Here is a 21,344-nt window from a genome sequence, read left to right as displayed (position 1 = left end):
AACCCCCACTCGTGTGGTCGCACATTCGGCTGTCGATCCGTAAAAGGACGCCCTCGTGGACCTGTTCGAACATCAGGCGAAGGAACTCTTCGCCGAGTACGGGGTACCGGTGCCCACCGGCAAGGTCGCCCATACTCCCCAGGAAGCCCGGGCCATCGCGGCGGAGCTGTTCGCCGCGGGGAGCTCGAAGGTCGTCGTCAAGGCCCAGGTGAAGACCGGCGGCCGCGGCAAGGCCGGCGGCGTGAAGCTGGCCGACTCCGCCGACGAGGCCGAGCAGCTCGCCGGCCAGATCCTCGGCATGGACATCAAGGGCCACACGGTCCACAAGGTCCTGGTCGAGGAGGGCAGCGCGATCGCGCAGGAGTACTACTTCTCCTTCCTGCTCGACCGCGCCAACCGGACCTTCCTGTCCATCTGCTCCGTCGAGGGCGGCGTGGAGATCGAGGAGGTGCCGCACGACCGGCTGGCGATGGTGCCGGTCTCGCCGCTGGAGGGCGTCGACCGCGCCCGGGCCCGCGAGATCGCCGAGAAGGGCCGCCTCCCGCAGGAGGCCCTCGACGGCGCCGCCGAGCTGATCGAGCGGCTGTGGGCCGTCTTCCTCGACGAGGACGCCTCCCTCGTCGAGGTGAACCCGATGATCCTCACCGCCGACGGCCAGGTGAAGGCCCTCGACGGCAAGGTCTCCCTGGACGACAACGCCTCGTTCCGCCAGGACGACCACGAGAGGCTGGAGGACAAGGCCGCGGCCGACCCCCTGGAGGCGGCGGCGAAGGCCAAGGACCTCAACTACGTCAAGCTGGACGGCAGCGTCGGCATCATCGGCAACGGCGCCGGGCTCGTCATGTCCACCCTCGACGTCGTCGCCTACGCGGGCGAGCAGTTCGACGGCCAGAAGCCCGCGAACTTCCTCGACATCGGCGGCGGCGCGTCCGCCGAGGTGATGGCGAACGGGCTGGAGATCGTCCTGTCCGACGCCGACGTCAGGTCCGTCTTCGTCAACGTCTTCGGCGGCATCACCGCCTGCGACGCCGTCGCCAACGGCATCGTGTCGGCCTACAAGCTGCTGGCCGACCGCGGCGAGACCGTCAACCGCCCGCTCGTCGTCCGGCTGGACGGCAACAACGCCGAGCTCGGGCGAAAGATCCTCAACGATGCGGCGCTGCCCGGCGTCCAGCAGGTCGACACCATGGACGACGCGGCCAGGCGCGCCGCCGAACTCGCAGCGGCAGGTGCATGACAATGGCCATCTGGCTCACCGAGAACAGCAAGATCATCGTCCAGGGCATCACGGGCTCCGAGGGCACCAAGCACGGCCGCCGGATGCTCGCCTCCGGCGCCCAGGTCGTCGGCGGCGTGAACGCCCGCAAGGCCGGCCAGTCGGTCGACTTCGACGGCACGACCCTCCCGGTGTTCGGCACCGTGGCCGAGGCCATGCGGGAGACCGGCGCGGACGTCTCCGTCGTGTTCGTGCCGCCGAAGTTCACCAAGGACGCCGTGGTCGAGGCGATCGACGCCGAGATCCCCCTCTGCGTCGTCATCACCGAGGGCATCCCGGTGCACGACACCGCCTACTTCTGGGCGTACGCGGAGTCGAAGGGGAACAAGACCCGCATCATCGGGCCGAACTGCCCCGGCATCGCGTCCCCCGGCAAGTCCAACGCCGGCATCATCCCGGCCGACATCACGACCCCCGGCCGCATCGGCCTGGTGTCCAAGTCGGGCACGCTGACCTACCAGATGATGTACGAGCTGCGCGACATCGGCTTCTCCACCTGCGTCGGCATCGGCGGCGACCCCGTCATCGGGACGACCCACATCGACGCGCTCCAGGCGTTCCAGGACGACCCGGAGACCGACGCCATCGTGATGATCGGTGAGATCGGGGGCGACGCCGAGGAGCGCGCCGCCGCCTACATCGAGCAGCACGTGACCAAGCCGGTCGTCGGCTACGTCGCCGGGTTCACCGCCCCCGAGGGCAAGACCATGGGCCACGCCGGCGCCATCGTGTCCGGCTCCGCCGGCACCGCGCAGGCGAAGAAGGAGGCCCTGGAGAAGGTCGGCGTCCGGGTCGGCAAGACCCCGAGCGAGACCGCCGTCCTCATGCGGGAGATCATGCAGAAGAGCTGATCCCCCCGGACCACCCGAAAGACGCCCGAGCCGCCCTGCGGCCCGGGCGTCTTTCGCGTCCCGGCCGCGCGGCGCGCCGGCGGCGGGGCGCGACCGCGAAGCCGCGGGGAGTGATCACAAAGGCGACACGCCGGGCGGGCGGGCCGTGCGGGGGCGGGCGCGGTGCCAGCATGGACCGGTGAGCGACAAGACCCCCGGGCAGCGTGCGAAGCGGGAGCCGTCCAAGGCCGCACCGTCGAAGGGCGCACCGTCGAAGGGCGCCCCGAAGGCCGCGCCGCCTCCGGGCGAAGCGGGCCGGGCCGCCGCGCCGCCGGGCGCGGATTCCGGGCGCGGGCGCCCGCCGTCCGCGCCCGCCAGGCCGCTGTACGTGACGGGGCTCGTCGCGGCGCTGTGGTGCATCGGCATCGGGCTCGCCGTGCTCACCACGATCACGCTGATCGGCTGGATCGCCGCGCCGAAGACCGCGCTCGGCCACGGCCTGGCCGGCGTGTTCCGGACGGCCGTGAACTTCTGGCTGGTCTCGCACCACGCGGGCTTCTCCTACGGGCAGGGGCGGTTCGGGCTCCTTCCGCTCGGCGTCCTCGTCCTGCCCGGTGTCCTGCTGTACCGGGGCGGCGGCTGGATGATCCGGGTGGCCGGGCTGCCGCACCGGCAGCGCACCGCGGTCCTGCACGTGGCCGTCGCGCTGGCCGCCCCGTACGCGGCGCTGGCCGGGCTGCTCGCGCTCGCGGCGGCGTCCGCGGAGGTGCGGCCGTCGGCGTGGCAGGCGCTCGTCGGGTGCTTCCTCGTCGCCGCCGTCGCGGGCGGGCTCGGCGCGGCGCGGGCGGTGGTGGCGGCGGAGGCGCGGGGGCGGCGGGTCCGGTCCGGGCTGGGCGCCCTGCTGCGGCTGCTGCCCGAACGGCCGCGCTCCCTGGTGATCGGCGTGGCGGGGTCGCTGAGCGTGCTGCTCGCGTCGGGGGCGCTGCTCGTCGGCGGATCCCTCGCCACGCACCTGTCGGACGCCGGCGACCTCTACGACATGCTCGCCCCCGGAGCCGTCGGCGGCGTCCTCCTGCTGCTGGTCGAGCTGGCGTTCCTGCCGAACGCGGCGATCTGGGGCATGGCGTACGCGGTCGGGCCCGGTTTCTCCGTCGGCGCCGGGACGAGCGTCTCCCCGACCGGGGTGTTCCTGGACGCCGTGCCCGCGTTCCCGCCGCTCGCCGCCCTTCCCCAGCCGGGCCCGGCGCCCGCGATCTCACTGCTGGCGCTGGCGGCGCCGTTCGTCGCGGGTGCGGTGGGCGGCGTCCTGACGATCCGGTCGCTGCCGAGCCCGGTGTCGGAGGGCGCGCCGCTGTGGGGTTTCGTGTCCGGCGCCCTGACCGGGGCCGTCGCGGCGCTGCTGAGCGCGCTGGCCGGGGGCCCGCTGGGCGGCGGACGGATGGCGACCGTGGGCCCGTCCGCGTGGCAGGTGGGGCTGCTGGCCGCCCTTGAGGTGGGGATCTCGGCGGCGATCGCGGCGTGGGTGGCGAACTGGATGGTGCTGCGGCGTCCGGCGGGCGCCCCGTCCAGGAAGCCGGGCACCAAGAAGCGGGCGGCCAAGAAGGGGGCGTCCAAGAAGCGGGGGGCCGAGAAACGGGCGGCTGAGAAGGCCCCTGCCGCGAAGGCGCCCTCCACGAAGGGGGCGGCGAAGAAGCCCGCCAAGCCGAAGAAGCCGGTGCGGGCGGTTCCGGAGCCCGCCATGCCGCTGTCCGCGCCCGTCCCCGGGGATGACGACCTGCGCCTGGAAGGCCCGCCCAAACCGGCGCCGAAGGCCCCGCACGCTCCGGACCCGCTGGAGTTCGAGGAGGCCGAGCCCGTCCTCGCGCCCCGGCGGCCCCGCCGCCGGACGGAACCGGCCCCCGGCCCCGTCGAGGACGAACCCCAGCCGCCGGGCGACGGCACGATCGTCGTCGAGGGGCACCTGGAGCCCGAGGAGCCCGGCGGACCGCACGAGCCCGGCGGGCGGAAGCCCGCGGAGGAGCGGCGTCCCGTCCCCCCGCCCCGCGAGGACTCGGGCCGCACCGAGAACCGGGGCGGCGCCATCTACGTCCTCCGCGACGACCCCGACCAGGACGCCTAGCCGGGCGGCTCCGGGGGACGGCCGGTCAGAGCAGGTCGCCGTACTTGTCCATGCTGCCGGCGGGCAGGTCGAGCTTCTTCTCGATCTTCGGGTAGAACTCCGTGCGGCACGCCTGCTTGTCGGCGGTGGTGTTGGACGCGCTGACGCAGCTCTGGTAGCCGCTCAGCTCCGTCCAGAGGAACGCCGTCAGGGAGACCGACAGCAGCGAGAACACCAGCCCGATCGACCCGAGCACGATGCCGGGGACGGCGCCCGGGGCGGCGTCGTGCGTGCGGCGCGCGCCCCGGCGGGCCCTGATGCCGACGACGAGCGCGGCGACGCCGAGCACCAGGCCGAGCGGATAGAAGAAGAACGCGGTCAGCAGGGCGATGCCGCCGAGCCACAGGGCCCGCCAGCCGGTGCCCCGCCCGCCCTGGCGCGGCTCCGCGGGCGGCTCTCCCGCCGGCCGCCCGTCCGGGCGGTCTTCGGGCTGGGCCGGACGGTCCGGCTGGTCGCTCACGTTCTTCTCCTCCTTGGCCGTGCGCATCTCGGTTCCATGCGGGTGTGTTCGTACGGTCTGCGTTCGTACGGTCTGCGTTCGTACCGTCTGCGTTCGTACTGTCTGGCTCGTTCGGGCTCCGGTTCGGGCGGTCTGGGGTGAGGCGGCGCCGAGGTCGCCCGATAGGCTTCGTGTGTCCCAGCAACGTCCACCGGGGAGAAATGGTGTCCGCCCGGCTCGTCGTCCTCGTCTCCGGCGCGGGGACCAACCTACAAGCGCTGCTCGACGCGTGCGCGGATCCAGCCTACGGGGCGAAAGTGGTGGCCGTGGGGGCGGACCGCCCCGATATCGCCGGAACCGAGCGCGCCGAACGGGCGGGATTGCCCGCTTTTACCCTCTGTATACCGGATTTCCCGTCTCGGGACGACTGGGACGCGGCGCTCGCCGAGACGGTGGCCGAGTACGAGCCCGACCTCGTGGTGTCCGCCGGCTTCATGAAGATCCTCGGCCCGCGGTTCCTGGCGCGCTTCGGCGGCCGGACGGTCAACACCCACCCCGCGCTGCTGCCGTCCTTCCCCGGCGCGCACGCCGTACGGGACGCCCTGGCGTACGGGGTGAAGGTCACGGGCTGTACGGTTCACTTCGTCGACGAAGGCGTGGACACCGGACCCGTCATCGCCCAGGAGACCGTCCCCGTGGGCTGGCATGACGACGAAGACTCCCTGCATGAGCGGATCAAGCAGGTGGAGCGCCGGCTCCTCGTCGACGTCGTCGGACGGCTGGCCCGCGACGGGTGGACCGCGCGCGGCAGGCGGGTCTCGATGAAGTGCCGGACCTGCGCGGACCCGCCCGGCGGCGAGGCCTCCGCGACGGGTCCTTCCGACAGCGGTTCTGACAGGGGTTCGTCCGATCAAGAGGGGAGCTCGGCCGGTGAGTCGGGTGGCGATTAAGCGCGCGCTGATCAGTGTGTACGACAAGTCCGGGCTGGAGGAGCTGGCCCGCGGCCTGCACGAGGCGGGAGTGGAGATCGTCTCGACCGGGTCGACGGCGGGCCGGATCTCCGCCGCCGGCGTCCCGGTGATGAGGGTGGAGAAGCTCACCGGGTTCCCCGAGTGCCTGGACGGGCGGGTCAAGACCCTGCACCCGAAGGTGCACGCGGGCCTGCTCGCCGACCGGCGCAAGGAGGACCACCTCCAGCAGCTCGACGATCTGGCCGTCGAGCCGTTCGACCTCGTGGTCGTGAACCTGTACCCGTTCGCCGACACGGTGGACTCGGGCGCGACGCCGGACGAGTGCGTCGAGCAGATCGACATCGGCGGGCCCACGATGGTCCGCGCCGGCGCGAAGAACCACGCGAGCGTCTCCGTCGTGGTGGACCCGTCCGCCTACGGGACCGTCCTGGACGCCGTGAGGGCCGGCGGGTTCACCCTGGACGAGCGCCGCCGCCTGGCCGCGCGGGCGTTCGCGCACACCGCGTCCTACGACGTGGCCGTGGCCTCCTGGTTCGCCGGCGACTACGCGCCCGACGAGACCGCCGCCGAGACGCGGTGGCCCGACTTCCTCGGCGCCACCTGGGAGCGCTCGAACACCCTGCGGTACGGCGAGAACCCGCACCAGCGGGCCGCCCTGTACCGCTCGCCGGGCGAGAAGGGCCTGGCCGGGGCCGAGCAGCTCTACGGCAAGGAGATGTCCTACAACAACTACGTCGACACCGACGCCGCGCGCCGCGCCGCCTACGACTTCACCGAGCCGTGCGTCGCGATCATCAAGCACGCCAACCCGTGCGGCATCGCGGTCGGCGCGGACATCGCCGAGGCGCACCGCCGGGCGCACGCCTGCGACCCGGTGTCGGCGTACGGCGGCGTGATCGCGGTGAACCGGCCGGTCACCGCCGACCTGGCCCGCCAGGTCACCGAGAGCTTCGCCGAGGTGCTGGTCGCCCCGTCCTTCGAGGACGAGGCCGTGACCGTCCTGAAGGATCGCTTCAAGAACATCCGCCTGCTGGTCTGCCCGGACGCCCCCGCGGGCGGCGTCGAGTACCGGCGCGTCGACGGCGGCGTGCTGCTGCAGGACGTGGACGGCGTGGACGCGGACGGCGACGACCCGTCCGCCTGGGAGCTCAAGACCGGCGCCGCCGCGGACGAGGCGACCCTGCGCGACCTGGTGTTCGCGTGGCGGGCGATCCGCTCGGTGAAGTCCAACGCGATCCTGCTGGCCGCGGACGGCGCCACCGTCGGCGTCGGCATGGGGCAGGTCAACCGGGTCGACTCCGCCAAGCTCGCCGTCGCGCGGGCCGGGCAGGAGCGGGCCGCGGCGTCGGTGGGCGCGTCCGACGCGTTCTTCCCGTTCCCGGACGGCCTGGAGGTGCTGGCCGAGGCGGGCGTCCGCGCGATCGTCGAGCCCGGCGGGTCCGTCAACGACGACAAGGTGATCGCCGCGGCGGAGAAGGCCGGCATCACCCTGTACTTCACCGGGGTCCGGCACTTCTTCCACTGAGGGTTCACGAGGCACGCCGCCCCAGGCGCGCCGGCGGGGGAAGGTCCCGCCGGCGCGCCTGTGCGCCTCTCGGCCCGAGAGGACGCGGGACGCCGCGTCCGTGCCCCTTCAGCGGCGGGTCAGCCGCGCCCCAGGTGCGGGCCATCGGGCGCACGCTCGGGCAGAGGAAAGGATCAACCCCGGTCAAGAACGCGTCGACCTGCGGGTCGGGCCCCGATCGCTCCTCTACCGTGAGTCCCGACGAGGGCGGTTCCCGTGCTGCGGGAGTCACGGCGGGGAGGGGCCATGAGTCTTCAGGTGCTCCCGCTGGCCATCACGATGATGGCGGGACCCCAGATCATGTCCGCGATCATCCTGGTGACGACCCCGAGGCCGGTGCGGGCCTCCCTGGCGTTCCTGGCCGGTGTGGCCATCTCGGCGACCGTGGGCGTCTCCGTCGCGCGGGGCATCTTCGCGCTGGTGGGCAGCAACGTGTCGATCGGCGAGGCGTCCGACGACAGCTCGGTGGGAAAGATCGTCCAGTACGTGCTGATCGCGCTGCTGCTGCTCGCCATCCTGCGCAACTACGTGAAACGGGCCACGATCGAGCCCCCCAAATGGCTCGGGTCGCTGATGAACGCCGGACCCGGACAGGCGTTCAAGACCGGGCTGCTGCTGATCATTCTGATGCCCTCCGACATCATCGTGATGCTCACGGTGGGGGCCAACCTGGAGCAGCACCACGAGGGCGTGGCGGCGGCGGCCGTCTTCATCGGGGCCACCCTCCTGGTCGCGGCGCTGCCACTGCTGGGCCTGCTGCTGTTCCACAAGCGCGCGGAACGCGCCATGCCCCGCGCGCGGACGTGGATGACGAACAACAGCTGGATGGTCAACATCCTCTGCTGCCTGATCTTCATCGCGATCATCCACTGACGGCGGACCGGCCCGGCGCCGCGTCCCTGCGTCCGCGGCCCGTCCTTCCGCGGCCCGTCCTTCCGCGGCCCGTCCTTCCGCGGCCCGTCCTTCCGCGACTCGTGCTTTCGCAACCTGTTTCCCGCCGCGGGACCGCGCACCGCCGCCGGACGGGTACCCTCAGGCTGCCGCGCCCCCCTGACCCTCCCTTGACCTCGGCGCGGGCGTTCCGTGGTGGAGGCGGGATGAATCTGCTGATGTCCCTCATGCTCGGCGTGGTCTACCAGGCCGACCTGCTGCTGATGGAGTCCCGGCAGGTGATCGGGCTGGTCGCCGCGTTCCTGGCCGCGGTGCTCGCCGCCCAGCTCGGCTGGCACGGCACCGACCGCCTCATCGGCTGGCGCCAGCGTTCCGAGGACTGAGCGGCCGGGGGCCGGCCGTACCGGTACCGCTCAGCGCAGTCTCGCGCGCAGGGCGCGTTCGGCGGCGGGCCAGTCGTCGTCCGTCATCGCGTAGGCGGCGGTGTCGCGGATCGAACCGTCCGCGCGGATCCGGTGCTTGCGGTGGACGCCCTCGAACGACGCCCCGAGCCGCTCGATCGCCGCACGCGACCGCTCGTTGCGGGCGTGCGTGTGCCAGCCGACCCTGATCGCCCCGAGGTCGCCGAACGCGCGCCCCATGAGGAGCAGTTTCGCCTCGGTGTTGAGGCCCGTCCGGTGCCACCGCGCCCCGATCCAGGTGTGGCCGATGCACAGGCCGCGGTCGGACGGGGAGATCTCGTAGTACGACGTCGTCCCGGCCACCTCGCCGGTCGCCGCGTCGATCTGGACCCAGGGCACGCGCAGCCCGCGCTCGCAGGCCGCCAGCGCCTTGTCGACCTGGGCGCGCATGTCCCCGGCGCTCTCCGGCTGCCGCTGGCTCATCCACGTCCACAGGTCCGGGTCCTTGGACGCCTCGAACAGGCCCGCGGCGTGCTCGGCGGACAGCGGCTCCAACCGCACGTATCGCCCGGTCAGGACGGGTCGCTCGAACCATTCGTCGCTCATGGGGAGCACGTTAGGAGCCTCGGGACGGCATCCGGCAGAGCCACTTGACGCCCTTTTCCGCAAGCCACTCGTGCGGCCTCCTCCCGTGAGGCCGCGTCGCCGCCGTCTCCAGGCGGCCGGTTAGCATGGGGGGCCTACGCGACTGGCGCGGTCAAGGTGGATCACCACCGGGGAGCGAACGACAGTCCGGACACCGCGCGCCTGGGTGGACGGGACCCCTTCCGGCCGGGCTCTGGGCCCGGAGCCCGGTCCCGCCCGAGATCCACGCGGAGGAACGCATGACGGCACAGATTCTGGACGGCAAGGCCACGGCCGCCGAGATCCGCTCGAACCTCAAGGTCCGCGTCGAGGCGCTGCGCGACCGCGGCGTCTCCGTCGGGCTCGGCACCGTCCTCGTCGGCGACGACCCCGGCAGCCACTCGTACGTGAACATGAAGCACCGCGACTGCGCCGAGGTCGGCATCGAGAGCATCCGCCGCGACCTGCCCGCCACCGCCTCGCAGGACGAGGTGGAGCGCGCCGTCGCCGAGCTGAACGCCGACCCCGCCTGCACCGGCTACATCGTCCAGCTGCCGCTCCCGAAGGGCCTGGACGAGCAGCGCGTGCTGGAGCGCATCGACCCGGCCAAGGACGCCGACGGCCTGCACCCGGTCAACCTCGGCCGGCTCGTCCTGATGCAGCCCGGCCCGCTGCCGTGCACGCCGAAGGGCATCGTCGAGCTGCTGCGCCACTTCGACGTCCCGCTGAGGGGCGCCGAGGTCACCGTCGTCGGCCGCGGCATCACCGTCGGCCGCTCCCTCGGCCTGCTGCTGACGCGCCGCACCGAGAACGCGACCGTCACCCTCTGCCACACCGCCACCCGCGACCTCGCCGAGCACACCCGCAAGGCCGACATCGTCGTGGCGGCCGCCGGGGTGCCCGGCCTCATCACCGCCGACATGGTCAAGCCCGGCGCGGCCGTCCTCGACGTGGGCGTGTCCCGCGTGGACGGCAAGCTCGCCGGGGACGTCGCCGCCGACGTCCGCGACGTCGCCGGCTGGGTCGCGCCCAACCCCGGCGGCGTCGGCCCGATGACCCGCGCCATGCTCCTCGCCAACGTCGTCGAGGCCGCCGAGCAGGCCGCCGAGCAGGCCGCCGAGCCGACCGCCTGATCAGGCGCCGCCCTCAGACGGGACCGCCCGGAGACGGACGCGCTGCGGGGGCCGCCACCAGCACCGAGGTGGCGGCCCCCGCCCGCGTCGCCCTGGGCCGCGCCGTCACTTACGCGGCCGCATCGGGGGCTGAGCGATCGCCCTCTGGTTGCGCTGCCGGGGGAGGGCGACCGCAGGTCTCACATCAGCTGGCCCTCCGTCCCGCGGCCGTGCTGTGCGCCGGGCGGCCCGGGGCGTGAGCGTGACCGGTAGTGCCCGGCCGGCGCGTCTCGGTGGTGCCGCGCACCCCGGGGACGCGCCCGTCGACCGGCGGACGGCCCTGCTGGGGCACGTGCACCGGCGGCAGCGGGCGGACGAGGCCCATCGCGATGACCTCGTTGGCGAGCCGAGTGCGCCGGTTGGCGCCCTCGGGGATCCGGAACTTCTGATAGAGGCGCAGCAGGTGCTGCTTGACCGCGGCCTCCGTGACGACCAGCTCGCCGGCGATGTCGCGTGCCGTGGCCGGGGCCACGAACGCCTCGTCGGACAGGGCGGGCCGGCACAGCGAGGTCAGCACGTCGACCTCCCGGCGGGTGAGCTCGGGCGCGACGGCGCGCCGCAGTTCGACGTCCGGGTCGACCTCCTCACGGGGGATGCCCCCCAACCGGCAGCGCGCCGTGCCGAAGCTCACGACGTCACCGTCCTCCAGCACGCGACGGGCGATCGGCCGGCCGTTGACGCGCGTCCCGTTGCGGGACAGGCCCATGTCCACCACGTAGACGTACGGGCCACGACGGACGATCTCTGCGTGCAAACGGGACACACTCGGGTCGTCGAGGCGGATGTCCACTCCTCTCCCTCTCCCGACCGTCGTCACGTCGGGGCGCAGCGGCACCACCAGCCCGCTGTCCTCGATCCGCATGAACGGCCCCTCCACGGCAGTCCTCCCAGCTAGTTAGCGACCCCTGTCTGCCGGGTTACCCGGGTGCCATGCCGTCACACCCTCCTACTGGCGAGTAGGACCGATGGCGCAGGGGATTCCGGGCTCTCGGTCATCACCTTGAGCACATAGGTCCCATCCGCATTTCGGCGGCGGGCGACAAGCCGGACTCTTCCCCCGCCGCCCCCCTTGCGTCTCCGTCCCGACTCATTCGCGTCCCCTCGCGGCCCACTCCCGCCGGAGGGGGTGCGCGATGTCGTGCCGGGACCCGATTGCCTATACCGTGAGGGCCATGAGCACCCAGGTGCACCGGCGCAGGCGCAAGGCGCCGCGTCGGAGGAGCGCCGCCCCGCACTGGCTCGCGCGGCTGCCGTACCTCCTCGTGCTCAGCGGCGTCGGCGCGGGGCTCACGCTGTGCGCCTTCAACTACTTCCGCAAGGGCTCGGGCCTGATGGCCGCCGCGCTGCTCATCGGCGCGCTCGCCCGGCTGCTGCTGCCCGAGTCGCAGCTCGGCCCGCTCGCCGTCCGGAGCCGGTCGGTCGACTGCTGGACCCTCGTGATCCTCGGCGAGATGGTCGCGTTCGTGTCGCTGAGCGTCCCGCCGATGAACAAGACCGGGCTCGTCCTCGCCGGCGCGTTCGGCGTCCTGATCGCGCTCACGATGCTGGTGCGCGGTGTGCGGCTGCTCATCGCCGGGCGCTCGTCCCGGACGGTCGAAGAGCCGCCCGGCTAGCGCGTCGGCGCAGGTCGGGGCGGAGACGGTGGGCCGCGGGGCAAGGCCAGGTCTAGACCTCATGACCGCCTCGGCTAGCCTAGCCAGTTGAGCCTTACAAGGACTGCTGGCCAGGTGTAGGAAAGGGACAGCAACAGCATGCCCAAGATCAAAGTAGCGGGCCCGGTCGTCGAACTCGACGGCGACGAAATGACGCGGATCATCTGGAAATTCATCAAGGACCAGTTGATCCTGCCCTACCTCGATGTTGACCTGAAGTACTACGACCTCGGGATCGAGCACCGTGACGCCACGGACGACCAGGTCACCGTCGACGCCGCCAGGGCCATCCTGGAGCACGGCGTCGGCGTCAAGTGCGCGACCATCACCCCCGACGAGGCGCGCGTCGAGGAGTTCGGCCTGAAGAAGATGTGGCGGTCCCCGAACGGGACGATCCGCAACATCCTGGGCGGCGTGATCTTCCGTGAGCCGATCATCGCCTCCAACATCCCCCGCCTGGTCCCCGGTTGGACGAAGCCGATCATCATCGGCCGCCACGCCCACGGCGACCAGTACAAGGCCACCGACTTCGTCGTGCCGGGCCCGGGCAAGGTGACGATCACCTACACCCCCGACAACGGCGACGAGCCGATGGAGTTCGAGGTCGCCTCGTTCCCCGGTGGCGGCGTGGCCATGGGCATGTACAACTACGACGACTCGATCCGCGACTTCGCCCGGACGAGCATGCGGTACGCGCTGAGCCGCGAGATGCCGCTGTACATGTCCACGAAGAACACGATCCTCAAGGCCTACGACGGCCGGTTCAAGGACCTCTTCCAGGAGATCTACGAGTCCGAGTTCAAGTCGGACTTCGAGTCCAAGGGCCTCACCTACGAGCACCGGCTGATCGACGACATGGTCGCGGCGGCGCTGAAGTGGGAGGGCGGCTTCGTCTGGGCCGCCAAGAACTACGACGGCGACGTCCAGTCCGACACCCTCGCGCAGGGCTTCGGCTCCCTCGGCCTCATGACGTCCGTCCTCATGACCCCCGACGGCAAGACCGTCGAGGCCGAGGCCGCGCACGGCACGGTGACCCGGCACTACCGGCAGCACCAGCAGGGCAAGCCGACGTCGACCAACCCCATCGCGTCGATCTTCGCCTGGACGCGCGGGCTGGAGCACCGCGGCAAGCTCGACGGCCAGCCCGAGGTCGTCGACTTCGCCCGCAAGCTGGAGCAGGTCTGCATCGAGACCGTCGAGAGCGGCCAGATGACCAAGGACCTGGCCCTGCTCGTCGGCGCCCAGACGCCGTGGCTGACGACGCAGGACTTCCTGGAGGCGCTCGACACCAACCTCCAGAAGAAGATCAACGGCTAGTGTCCCCGCGCACGCGGGGACAGAAGGCCGTCCCGGAATGTTCTGGGACGGCCTTCCGCCTGTTCGGGCCGGGGTGGCATGCCGGGAGGCGCACCTGGGCGGTGGCGGGCGGGACGTGCGCGATAGCCTGGCACCGCAACTATCTCGACGGCGAGAGAACCCGCGCGACGCAGCGCAGGCGGGCGGCCTCTCGGGCGGTCGGGTTCCCAAGGATGGCCGCCTGAGCCCGTCAGGTCACAGCAGGAGAAGGACGCATGACTCGCACCCCAGTCACCGTTACCGTTACCGGCGCCGCAGGCCAGATCGGCTACGCGCTGCTGTTCCGCATCGCGTCCGGGCACCTCCTCGGCGCCGACGTGCCCGTACGCCTGCGCCTGCTGGAGATTCCGCAGGCGGTGAAGGCCGCCGAGGGCACCGCGATGGAACTGGACGACTGCGCGTTCCCGCTGCTGTCCGGCATCGACATCTTCGACGACGCCGGCCGGGCGTTCGAGGGGACGAACGTCGCGCTGCTGGTCGGCGCCCGCCCGCGCACGAAGGGCATGGAGCGCGGCGACCTGCTGGAGGCCAACGGCGGCATCTTCAAGCCGCAGGGCGAGGCGATCAACGCCGGTGCCGCCGACGACGTCAGGATCCTGGTGGTCGGCAACCCGGCGAACACCAACGCGCTGATCGCGCAGCAGCACGCGCCGGACGTGCCGGCCGAGCGGTTCACCGCGATGACGCGCCTGGACCACAACCGCGCCCTCGCGCAGCTGTCGAAGAAGGCGGGCGCCTCGGTGGCCGACATCCGGAAGATGACGATCTGGGGCAACCACTCCGCCACGCAGTACCCGGACGTGTTCCACGCCGAGATCGCCGGCCGGAACGCCGCCGAGACGGTGAACGACCAGGCCTGGCTGGAGAACGACTTCATCCCGACCGTCGCCAAGCGCGGCGCCGCGATCATCGAGGCGCGGGGCGCGTCGTCGGCGGCGTCGGCCGCCTCCGCCGCGATCGACCACGTGCACACCTGGGTGAACGGCACCGCCGACGGCGACTGGACGTCCATGGCGGTCGTGTCGGACGGCTCCTACGGCGTCCCCGAGGGCCTGATCTCCTCCTTCCCGGTCACCACCGGGAACGGCAAGTGGGAGATCGTCCAGGGCCTGGAGATCGACGACTTCTCCCGCGCCCGGATCGACGCGTCCGTCGCGGAGCTGTCGGAGGAGCGCGAGGCCGTCCGCAAGCTCGGCCTCATCTGAACCCGCACCTGAGCGAGCCCCTGAGCGGGCGTGCGACACGAGCCCCGGACCGCACCTGGTCCGGGGCTCGTCCGCGTCCCGGCCCTGGCGGGTCCGGGACCGCGGCGGAGCCGCTGCGGACCGAATGATCTGCGGACGAATATTCTGAAGGCGTCGGTATCGGTCGCTAGGGTGTGTGATCGCTCTAAAAGTGATCGGGGGAGGCGTGCCGGTGGCCGAACAGGCGTTCCAGGTGGACCTGCGGGGCGTGGTGGACCTGCTGAGCCGCCATCTCTACGCGAGCCCGCGCGTCTACCTGCGGGAGCTGCTGCAGAACGCGGTGGACGCGATCACGGCGCGCGGCGCCGGCGGCCGCGTCGAGATCGAGACGGGCGGCGGCGTCCTGCGCGTCCACGACGACGGCGTGGGCCTGACCGAGGACGAGGTGCACACGCTGCTGGCGACGATCGGGCGGTCGTCCAAGCGGGACGAACTGGGCTTCGCGCGCCACGACTTCCTCGGCCAGTTCGGGATCGGGCTGCTGTCGGCGTTCCTCGTCGCGGACGAGATCGAGGTCGTGACGCGGTCCGCGCGGGGCGGCGGCGCCGTCCGGTGGACGGGACGCTCCGAGGGCAGCTACCGGGTCGAGCCCGGCGAGCGGGACGAGCCGGGCACGACGGTGACGCTGCGGGCGCGGCCGGGCGCGTCGGAGCTGCTGAGCCCCCCGGTCGTCGCCGAGCTGGCCGCCTCGTACGGGTCGCTCCTCCCGGTCGAGCTGGTCGTGGACGGCGTCGCCGTCACCGGCGACGGGCCGCCGTGGCGGGGGTCCTACCGCGATCCCGCCGACCGCAGGCGCGCGCTGGAGCGGTACTGCGAGGAGGTCTGCGGGTTCACCCCGTTCGACGTCGTGGACCTCGACGTGCCGGAGGCCGGGCTGACGGGCGTCGCGTTCGTCCTGCCCGAGCCGGTGTCGCCGTCCGCGCGCGCCGCGCACCGCGTCTACCTGAAGCGGATGCTGCTGGCCGAGCACGTCGAGGGGCTCCTTCCCGACTGGGCGTTCTTCGCGCGCTGCGTCGTGGACGCGGGGGAGCTGCGGCCCACCGCGAGCCGCGAGGCCCTGTACGAGGACGAGCTGCTCGAATCGACGCGGCACGGCCTCGGCGAGGTGCTGCGGCAATGGCTGGTGAGGCTCGCCGAGACCGACCCGGCGCGGCTGCGCGCGTTCCTCCGGCTGCACCAGCTCGGCGTCAAGGCGATGGCCCTGCACGACGACGACATGCTGCGGATCGTCGACCGGTGGCTGGAGTACGAGACGTCCTCCGGGCCGATGACCCTGCACGAGTTCCGCCGCCGCCATCCGGACGGCCGGTTCACCGCGGACGTGGACGAGTTCCGGCGGCTCGCGGCCGTCGCGGGCGCCCAGGGCGTGGGCCTGGTCAACGGCGGCTACGTCCACGACACCGAGATCATCGAGCGGCTGCCGGACCTGGACCCGGACATCCGGCTCGCGCGGCTGGACGCGGCCGAGCTGACCACGACGTTCGGCGTCCTCGACCCGGCGGCGGAGCTGGCGCTGCGACCGTTCCTGGCGGCGGCGCAGCGGGCGGTGGAGCGGCTCGGCTGCGAGGTCGTCGTCCGCGACTTCGATCCCGCCTCGCTGCCCGCGCTCTACCTGACGAGCCGGGACGCGCAGTTCCGCGAGGAGCTGGCGCGTGCGCGGGAGGAGGCGGGCGAGCTGTGGGCGGACGTGCTCGGCGCGGTCGGCGCCACCACGAGTGCCGACCGTCCCCAGCTGGTGCTCAACTACCGCAACCCGCTGGCCCGGCGCGTCACCTCGCTCGGTGACGGCGGGCCGGTCGAGGCGGCCGTCCAGGCCCTGTACGGGCAGGCGCTGCTGCTCGGCCACCATCCGCTGCGGCCCGTCGACACGGCGGTCCTGAACCGTTCCTTCATCGGCCTGCTGGAGTGGGCCGTCCACTCCCCGGAGGGCCCTGATGACCACGGATGACGTCTACGCGCTGATGGCGCGGTCGCAGGAGCTGCCCTACGGGGAGGCCCGCACCGTCCTGATCGAGGACGCGCTGCGCCGCGCCGAGGCGACCGGCGACGAGGTGCTGGCGTTCCACGTGCGGGTCAGGCTGACCGACGCCTACCGGTACGGCGGCGAGCCCGTGAAGGCGTTCGCGACGTTCAGCCGCACGCTGGCCGACCACGACCGCGACCCCGCCCGGTTCGACGAGACGCACAGCCTGCTGTGGCAGATGAAGGCGGTGGTCAGCTCCCTGACCTCGTTCCCGGAGATCCCGCTGGACCGGGCCTACGCCGTCCTGGACGACATGGAGCGGCGCTACAAGGCGGGCGGGCACAGCCTCCAGGCGGTGTACCACTACCGCAACGTGGTGGCGCGGCACATCGGCGACGGTTCGGCGCACGAGTGGTTCGTGAAGTGGCGCGCGGCCGAGCGGGACGAGCTGTCCGACTGCGAGGGCTGCGACCCGACCGGCATGGCCCGCCACCTGGTCGAGGCCGGACGGCACGAGGAGGCGTTCGAGATCGCCGCGCCGGTGCTGAGCGCGCAGCTGTCCTGCAACGAGCAGCCGCAGTCGATCCAGACGGCGCTGCTGCCGGTGTACCTGCGCATGGGCCGCCTTGAGGAGGCCGCCGGCGCGCACCGCCGCGCCTACCGGGTGCACCGGGCGCGCCTCGCCGATCTCGGCGACATCGCCGAGCACCTGGTGTTCTGCGCGGTCACGGGCAACGGGGCGCGCGGCCTGGAGATCTTGCAGCGGCATCTCGGCTGGCTCGACCGGGCCCCGAGCGCGCACGCCGACATGGAGTTCTCGGCCGCGGCGGCCTCGCTGCTGCGGGTGGTCGAGGCGGCCGGTCACGGCGCGGCGACCCTCCGCCGCCCGGCGGCGGACGACCGCCCGGCGGCGGACGTGCCGCTGCCCGAGCTCCGCGCCGAACTGGCCGGACGCGCGACGGCGCTGGCGGCCCGGTTCGACGCCCGCAACGGCACGTCCCACCAGGGCGACCTGGTACGCGCCACGCTGGAGGCCGAGCCGGTCGTCGACTTCCTGCCGCTCGCCGCCCACCACCGCCGTCCGGCGCCCGCGCCCGCCCCGCGCGGGGACTCGGCCCCCGGAGACGATCTCGCGTCCGTGGACGATCTCGGCGACCTGCTCGACCTGGTGGAGCGGCGCCGCGGGGACGGCGACCTGCCCGGCATGCTGGCGGCCTTCCGGCGGTTCGACGCCGTCGCCGGGACCACCGAGCCGACGCCCCTCCAGAAGGCCCGCCGCCTGGACGGCCGGGGCGTCGAACTCGCCGTCGAGGGCGACGGCGAGGGCGCCGCGCGTTGCTGGGAGGAGGCGTCCCGGCTGTATGCGGAGCTGGGCGACGAGACGCGCCGGCACCGCGCGCTCGGCCGCCTCGGCGCGATGCGCGTCGACCTCGGCGACGAGGACGGCCTGGAGCAGGTGACCGCGTCCGCCGAGTACCTCACCGCGCATCCGGGGGAGGACGGCGACGCCACGGCCGCGCTGCTCCGCCTCGCCACCGCGCGGCTCGGGCTGGAGCAGCCGGCCGAGGCCCTCGCGGCGCTGGACCGGGTGGATCCGGACGACGCGCCCGACCGCGCCGGTGAGCTGTGGTTCCTCCAGGGGCGGGCGCTCCTGCTGACCGGCGACACGGACGGGGCGGCGGCGGCGCTGCGCCGTTCCGCCGCCACGGCGCGCGCCTCCGGCGAGCCGGCGACGGTCGCCTCGCCCGGCCTGCTGCTCGCCCGCATCCTGTCCCGCCGCGAGACCGGCCCGGACGAGGAGGCGCTCGCCCTGCTCGACGAGGTGGTCGCCGTGCTGCCCCCGTCGCCGATGCGCGCGGCGGCGCACTGCGACCGCGGCCTGGCCCTCCTCGCGGCCGACCGGCCGGCCGACGCCGTCGCCGACCTCGCGGAGGCCATCGCGGCCTGGACGGCCGAGGGCATGCACGAGCAGGCCGTCCACCTCCGCTTGGACCTCGCCGCCGCGTACCTGGCCGCGGGCCGCCACCTGGAGGCCGCCGAGGCCGCCGAGGAGGCGCTGCCCGGCCTGGACGGCGACGCCGCCCGGCGCTGCCGCCTGATCCTCGCGCACGCGCAGAAGGAGATGGGCGAGGAGGACGCCGCCGCGACGTTCGCCGACCTCGCCGAGGACGCCGCGCGGGACGGCCGGCACGACGCCGTCGCGCACTTCCTGGAGGAGGCCGGGGGCGTGCTGACCGCCCTCGACAGGGACGCCCTGGCGGCGGCCCGGTTCGCCGAGGCCGCCGAGGCCAACGAGAAGGCGGGCGACCCCTACGGGGTGGTCCGTACCCGCCGCCGCGCCGCGATGTGCCTGCTCTGGAGCGGCGACGCCGACGAGGCCGTCGCCGTCATGGACACGGCCCGTGCGGCCCTGGCCGGGCTCCCACCGGACAACGAGCCCGCCCGCGTCTGGGAGACCGCCCTCGTCTCCTACGACCAGGCCCGCATCCTCGCCCAGGCCGGCCGCCTCCCCGAGGCCGTCGCACATGCCTCGGCCGCCGCCGACGGCTTCACCACCCTGGACGAGACCGGCGCCGCCGAGGAGGCCACCCGCCTCCACGACGACCTGAAGTCGGCCCTCAACTGACGCGGTGGGCGCCCTCGGAGGGGGGCGCCTCCAGGAACTCGGGGGGCGTCCAGCCGCGCCTGGCGTAGGCGGCCGTGACCGCGTCCCGCACCTTCTGGGCGCGCGCGGCCGGGGCGAGGACGATGGCGGAGCCGCCGAAGCCGCCGCCCACCATGCGGCCGCCCCGGGCGCCCGCGCGCACGGCGGCGTCGACGGTGGCGTCGGCCTCGGGCCAGGAGACCTCGAACTGGTCGCGCAGGGACAGGTGCGAGGCGTTCAGCATGGCGCCGAGCTCGGGGAGGGCACCGGCGCGCAGCAGCCCGACGGCGGCCTCGACGCGGTGGTTCTCGGTGACGACGTGCTGGACGCGGCGGCGCAGGACGGGGTCGCGCAGCGCTGCCAGGGCGGCGGCGAGGTCCTTGACGTCGCGCAGGGCGTCGACGCCGAGAAGGGACGCGGCCTCCTCGCACTCCGCGCGGCGGCGGCCGTAGTCGCCGCCCGTCAGCGCGTGCGAGGCCCGCGTGTCGACCACCAGCAGGACCATGCCCGAGGCCGCCGGGTCGAACGGGACCTGCGACGACAGCCCGCTGCGGCAGTCGAGCATCAGCGCGCGGCCGGGCGTGCACAGCAGGGACGCCGACTGGTCCATGAGGCCGCACGGCATGCCGACCTGCTCGTTCTCGGCGCGCTGCGCCAGCCGGGCCAGCGCGGGACGGTCGATCTCCACGCCGTGCAGGTCGCACAGCGCCAGCGCGGTCGCGCATTCCAGGGCGGCGGACGAGGAGAGGCCCGCGCCCTGCGGGAGGTCGGAGTCGATCAGCAGGGACGCGCCGCCCGTCCCGTGCTCGCGCAGCACGCGCGCGACGCCGACCGGGTACGCGGCCCACTCCTGGTCGGCGGGCCAGCGCTCGGAGGCGACCGTCCCGCCGTCCACGGGCGCGGTGACGGTGCCGGCGGCCTGCAGTGAGCGGACCTCCACCACGCCGTCGTCGCGGCGGGCGGCGGCGATCGAGACGCCGCGCGGGAGCGCGAACGGCAGGACGAAGCCGTCGTTGTAGTCGGTGTGCTCGCCGATCAGGTTGACCCGGCCCGGCGCGTGCCACACGCCCTGCGGGGCCCGCCCGAAAGCCTCGGCGAAGCTCTGGCTGAGCGCGCCGGTCATCGGGAGCGCAGGAAGGTCCACGCGTCGCCGACCATGGTGCGCAGATCGCGTTCGGGCTTCCAGCCGAGCCGCTCCTGGATCTTCTCCGAGGAGGCGACCAGCACGGCCGGGTCGCCGGGGCGGCGCGGTGCCACCTCGGCGGGGATGTCGCGGCCGGTGACCTCGCGGCAGACCTCGACGACCTCGCGGACGGAGTTGCCGGTGCCGCTGCCCAGGTTGAAGATCTCGTGGCGGCCGGGCTCGCAGGCGTCCAGCGCGAGCAGGTGGGCGCGGCCGAGGTCGGTCACGTGGATGTAGTCGCGGACGCAGGTGCCGTCCGGCGTCGGGTAGTCGTCGCCGAACATCTTCACGGCGTCGCCGCCGCCCTGCGCGATCCTCAGCACGTTCGGGATCAGGTGGGTCTCGACCGTGTGCCGCTCGCCGAGGCGCCCGTAGGCGCCCGCCACGTTGAAGTACCGCAGCGACACCCCGCCGATGCCGTGCAGCCGCGCGTACTCGGTGAGGGCCGTGTCGATCGCCAGCTTGGACGCCCCGTAGGGGTTGGTCGGACGGGTCGGGTCGGTCTCCAGGATCGGCGTCGACTCCGGCTCGCCGTAGGTCGCGGCGGTCGAGGAGAACACGATCCGCGGCACGCCCGCGACGCGCATCGCCTCCAGCAGGGCGAGGGACTCGCCGAGGTTCTTGTCCCAGTACAGGCCGGGCTTCTCGACGGACTCCCCGACGAGCGAGCGGGCCGCGAAGTGCAGCACGGCGTCGAACCCGGCGCCGCCGAGCACCTCCGGCGCCGCGTCGCGCAGGGTGCCGCGCACCAGACGCGCGCCCTCGGGCACCGCGTCCGCGTGCCCGGTGGACAGATCGTCCAGGACGACGACCTCGTGCCCCGCCTCCAGCAGCAGAGCGGAGACGACGCTGCCGACATAGCCGGCTCCTCCGGTGACGAGCAGCTTCACTGACGGACCTCCACGACGAGGGTCTGGGACGACGGGATGTGTCCAGGCTATGGGGTCCGCCCAGGCTATCCGGAACGCCGAACGGG

Annotated in this window: 18 protein-coding genes and 1 riboswitch; of the genes, 13 read left to right on the top strand and 5 right to left on the bottom strand. The window is 73.3% G+C overall.

Features of this window, described 5'->3' with window-relative positions:
• The first annotated feature begins 55 nt into the window (after positions 1-55).
• The 3 genes from sucC (at position 56) to AB0H37_RS37535 (ending at position 4,225) form a co-directional block, all read left to right on the top strand.
• Entirely contained in the window at positions 56-1,237 is a 1,182-nt protein-coding gene (sucC, locus tag AB0H37_RS37545; protein ID WP_360617369.1) for an ADP-forming succinate--CoA ligase subunit beta, read from the top strand.
• A 2-nt stretch (positions 1,238-1,239) separates the two neighbouring features.
• A complete protein-coding gene (gene sucD, locus AB0H37_RS37540; protein WP_179837585.1) occupies positions 1,240-2,127 on the top strand; it encodes a succinate--CoA ligase subunit alpha in 888 nt (295 codons plus the stop codon).
• A 178-nt stretch (positions 2,128-2,305) separates the two neighbouring features.
• Positions 2,306-4,225: a DUF6350 family protein gene (locus tag AB0H37_RS37535; RefSeq protein WP_360617368.1), complete on the top strand. Its 1,920-nt coding sequence runs from the start codon at positions 2,306-2,308 to the stop codon at positions 4,223-4,225.
• A 25-nt stretch (positions 4,226-4,250) separates the two neighbouring features.
• On the opposite strand, the gene AB0H37_RS37530 is transcribed toward AB0H37_RS37535, so the two are convergent.
• Positions 4,251-4,751 carry a hypothetical protein gene (locus tag AB0H37_RS37530; RefSeq protein ID WP_360617367.1) on the bottom strand — a complete coding sequence of 167 codons (501 nt, stop codon included), beginning with the start codon at positions 4,749-4,751 and terminating at the stop codon, positions 4,251-4,253.
• A gap of 173 nt (positions 4,752-4,924) precedes the next feature.
• Here AB0H37_RS37530 and purN point away from each other — a divergent pair, with 173 nt between their 5' ends.
• The 4 genes from purN to AB0H37_RS37510 all read left to right on the top strand — a co-directional run bounded on the left by purN (position 4,925) and on the right by AB0H37_RS37510 (position 8,512).
• Entirely contained in the window at positions 4,925-5,653 is a 729-nt protein-coding gene (purN, locus tag AB0H37_RS37525) for a phosphoribosylglycinamide formyltransferase (RefSeq protein ID WP_329085490.1), read from the top strand.
• Positions 5,634-7,199: a bifunctional phosphoribosylaminoimidazolecarboxamide formyltransferase/IMP cyclohydrolase gene (purH, locus tag AB0H37_RS37520; RefSeq protein WP_360617366.1), complete on the top strand. Its 1,566-nt coding sequence runs from the start codon at positions 5,634-5,636 to the stop codon at positions 7,197-7,199. The genes purN and purH overlap by 20 nt, the downstream gene beginning before the upstream one ends.
• Positions 7,200-7,484: 285 nt before the next feature.
• A complete protein-coding gene (locus tag AB0H37_RS37515) occupies positions 7,485-8,111 on the top strand; it encodes a GAP family protein (RefSeq protein WP_360617365.1) in 627 nt (208 codons plus the stop codon).
• 224 nt (positions 8,112-8,335) lie between these two features.
• Entirely contained in the window at positions 8,336-8,512 is a 177-nt protein-coding gene (locus AB0H37_RS37510) for a hypothetical protein (RefSeq protein ID WP_179837580.1), read from the top strand.
• 30 nt (positions 8,513-8,542) lie between these two features.
• Here the strand turns inward: AB0H37_RS37510 and AB0H37_RS37505 are convergent, their stop codons facing one another.
• Positions 8,543-9,136 (bottom strand): GNAT family protein, encoded by a 594-nt coding sequence (locus AB0H37_RS37505; protein WP_329085495.1) that lies wholly within the window; start codon positions 9,134-9,136, stop codon positions 8,543-8,545.
• Between the two features lie 128 nt (positions 9,137-9,264).
• Positions 9,265-9,350, top strand: a riboswitch (ZMP/ZTP riboswitch).
• A 64-nt stretch (positions 9,351-9,414) separates the two neighbouring features.
• Here AB0H37_RS37505 and AB0H37_RS37500 point away from each other — a divergent pair.
• The gene (locus tag AB0H37_RS37500) at positions 9,415-10,287 is read left to right on the top strand and encodes a bifunctional methylenetetrahydrofolate dehydrogenase/methenyltetrahydrofolate cyclohydrolase (RefSeq protein WP_360617363.1); all 873 of its coding nucleotides are present in this window, start codon (positions 9,415-9,417) and stop codon (positions 10,285-10,287) included.
• Positions 10,288-10,471: 184 nt separating this feature from the next.
• Here AB0H37_RS37500 and AB0H37_RS37495 read toward each other — a convergent pair whose 3' ends face one another.
• Complete coding sequence (locus tag AB0H37_RS37495; RefSeq protein ID WP_179837577.1) at positions 10,472-11,203, bottom strand: FHA domain-containing protein; 732 nt, start codon at positions 11,201-11,203, stop codon at positions 10,472-10,474.
• 295 nt (positions 11,204-11,498) lie between these two features.
• Between AB0H37_RS37495 and AB0H37_RS37490 the strand changes: the two genes are divergently transcribed.
• The 5 genes from AB0H37_RS37490 (at position 11,499) to AB0H37_RS37470 (ending at position 19,167) form a co-directional block, all read left to right on the top strand.
• Complete coding sequence (locus tag AB0H37_RS37490) at positions 11,499-11,939, top strand: DUF3017 domain-containing protein (protein ID WP_179837576.1); 441 nt, start codon at positions 11,499-11,501, stop codon at positions 11,937-11,939.
• Positions 11,940-12,077: 138 nt separating this feature from the next.
• Complete coding sequence (locus tag AB0H37_RS37485; RefSeq protein ID WP_179837575.1) at positions 12,078-13,295, top strand: NADP-dependent isocitrate dehydrogenase; 1,218 nt, start codon at positions 12,078-12,080, stop codon at positions 13,293-13,295.
• 254 nt (positions 13,296-13,549) lie between these two features.
• A complete protein-coding gene (locus AB0H37_RS37480; RefSeq protein WP_329085501.1) occupies positions 13,550-14,539 on the top strand; it encodes a malate dehydrogenase in 990 nt (329 codons plus the stop codon).
• Positions 14,540-14,750: 211 nt separating this feature from the next.
• Complete coding sequence (locus AB0H37_RS37475; protein WP_360617361.1) at positions 14,751-16,526, top strand: HSP90 family protein; 1,776 nt, start codon at positions 14,751-14,753, stop codon at positions 16,524-16,526.
• A complete protein-coding gene (locus tag AB0H37_RS37470) occupies positions 16,513-19,167 on the top strand; it encodes a hypothetical protein (protein ID WP_360617360.1) in 2,655 nt (884 codons plus the stop codon). The genes AB0H37_RS37475 and AB0H37_RS37470 overlap by 14 nt, the downstream gene beginning before the upstream one ends.
• Here AB0H37_RS37470 and galK read toward each other — a convergent pair.
• Both galK and galE read right to left on the bottom strand, forming a co-directional pair.
• Positions 19,160-20,329, bottom strand: a complete 1,170-nt coding sequence (gene galK / locus AB0H37_RS37465; protein ID WP_360617358.1) for a galactokinase — start codon at positions 20,327-20,329, stop codon at positions 19,160-19,162. The two genes, AB0H37_RS37470 and galK, sit on opposite strands and share 8 nt — an antisense overlap.
• Positions 20,305-21,258: a UDP-glucose 4-epimerase GalE gene (galE, locus tag AB0H37_RS37460; protein ID WP_179837571.1), complete on the bottom strand. Its 954-nt coding sequence runs from the start codon at positions 21,256-21,258 to the stop codon at positions 20,305-20,307. Before galE ends, galK begins: the two co-directional genes overlap by 25 nt.
• Positions 21,259-21,344: the final 86 nt, after the last annotated feature.

This window comes from Actinomadura sp. NPDC023710 (assembly GCF_040639875.1).
Taxonomy (GTDB): Bacteria; Actinomycetota; Actinomycetes; order Streptosporangiales; family Streptosporangiaceae; genus Spirillospora; species Spirillospora citrea.
The sequence above is the reverse complement of the archived record's forward strand: the minus strand, read 5'-3'. Positions and strand labels throughout refer to the sequence as shown.

Bases quoted from the DNA above. Each gene is read 5' to 3' on its own strand.
- sucD (WP_179837585.1), top strand. From the start codon at position 1,240: ATGGCCATCTGGCTCACCGAGAACAGCAAGATCATCGTCCAGGGCATC.
- AB0H37_RS37530 (WP_360617367.1), bottom strand. From the start codon at position 4,751: ATGCGCACGGCCAAGGAGGAGAAGAACGTGAGCGACCAGCCGGACCGT.
- purN (WP_329085490.1), top strand. From the start codon at position 4,925: ATGGTGTCCGCCCGGCTCGTCGTCCTCGTCTCCGGCGCGGGGACCAAC.
- AB0H37_RS37515 (WP_360617365.1), top strand. From the start codon at position 7,485: ATGAGTCTTCAGGTGCTCCCGCTGGCCATCACGATGATGGCGGGACCC.
- AB0H37_RS37510 (WP_179837580.1), top strand. From the start codon at position 8,336: ATGAATCTGCTGATGTCCCTCATGCTCGGCGTGGTCTACCAGGCCGAC.
- AB0H37_RS37505 (WP_329085495.1), bottom strand. From the start codon at position 9,136: ATGAGCGACGAATGGTTCGAGCGACCCGTCCTGACCGGGCGATACGTG.
- AB0H37_RS37500 (WP_360617363.1), top strand. From the start codon at position 9,415: ATGACGGCACAGATTCTGGACGGCAAGGCCACGGCCGCCGAGATCCGC.
- AB0H37_RS37490 (WP_179837576.1), top strand. From the start codon at position 11,499: ATGAGCACCCAGGTGCACCGGCGCAGGCGCAAGGCGCCGCGTCGGAGG.
- AB0H37_RS37485 (WP_179837575.1), top strand. From the start codon at position 12,078: ATGCCCAAGATCAAAGTAGCGGGCCCGGTCGTCGAACTCGACGGCGAC.
- AB0H37_RS37480 (WP_329085501.1), top strand. From the start codon at position 13,550: ATGACTCGCACCCCAGTCACCGTTACCGTTACCGGCGCCGCAGGCCAG.
- AB0H37_RS37470 (WP_360617360.1), top strand. From the start codon at position 16,513: ATGACCACGGATGACGTCTACGCGCTGATGGCGCGGTCGCAGGAGCTG.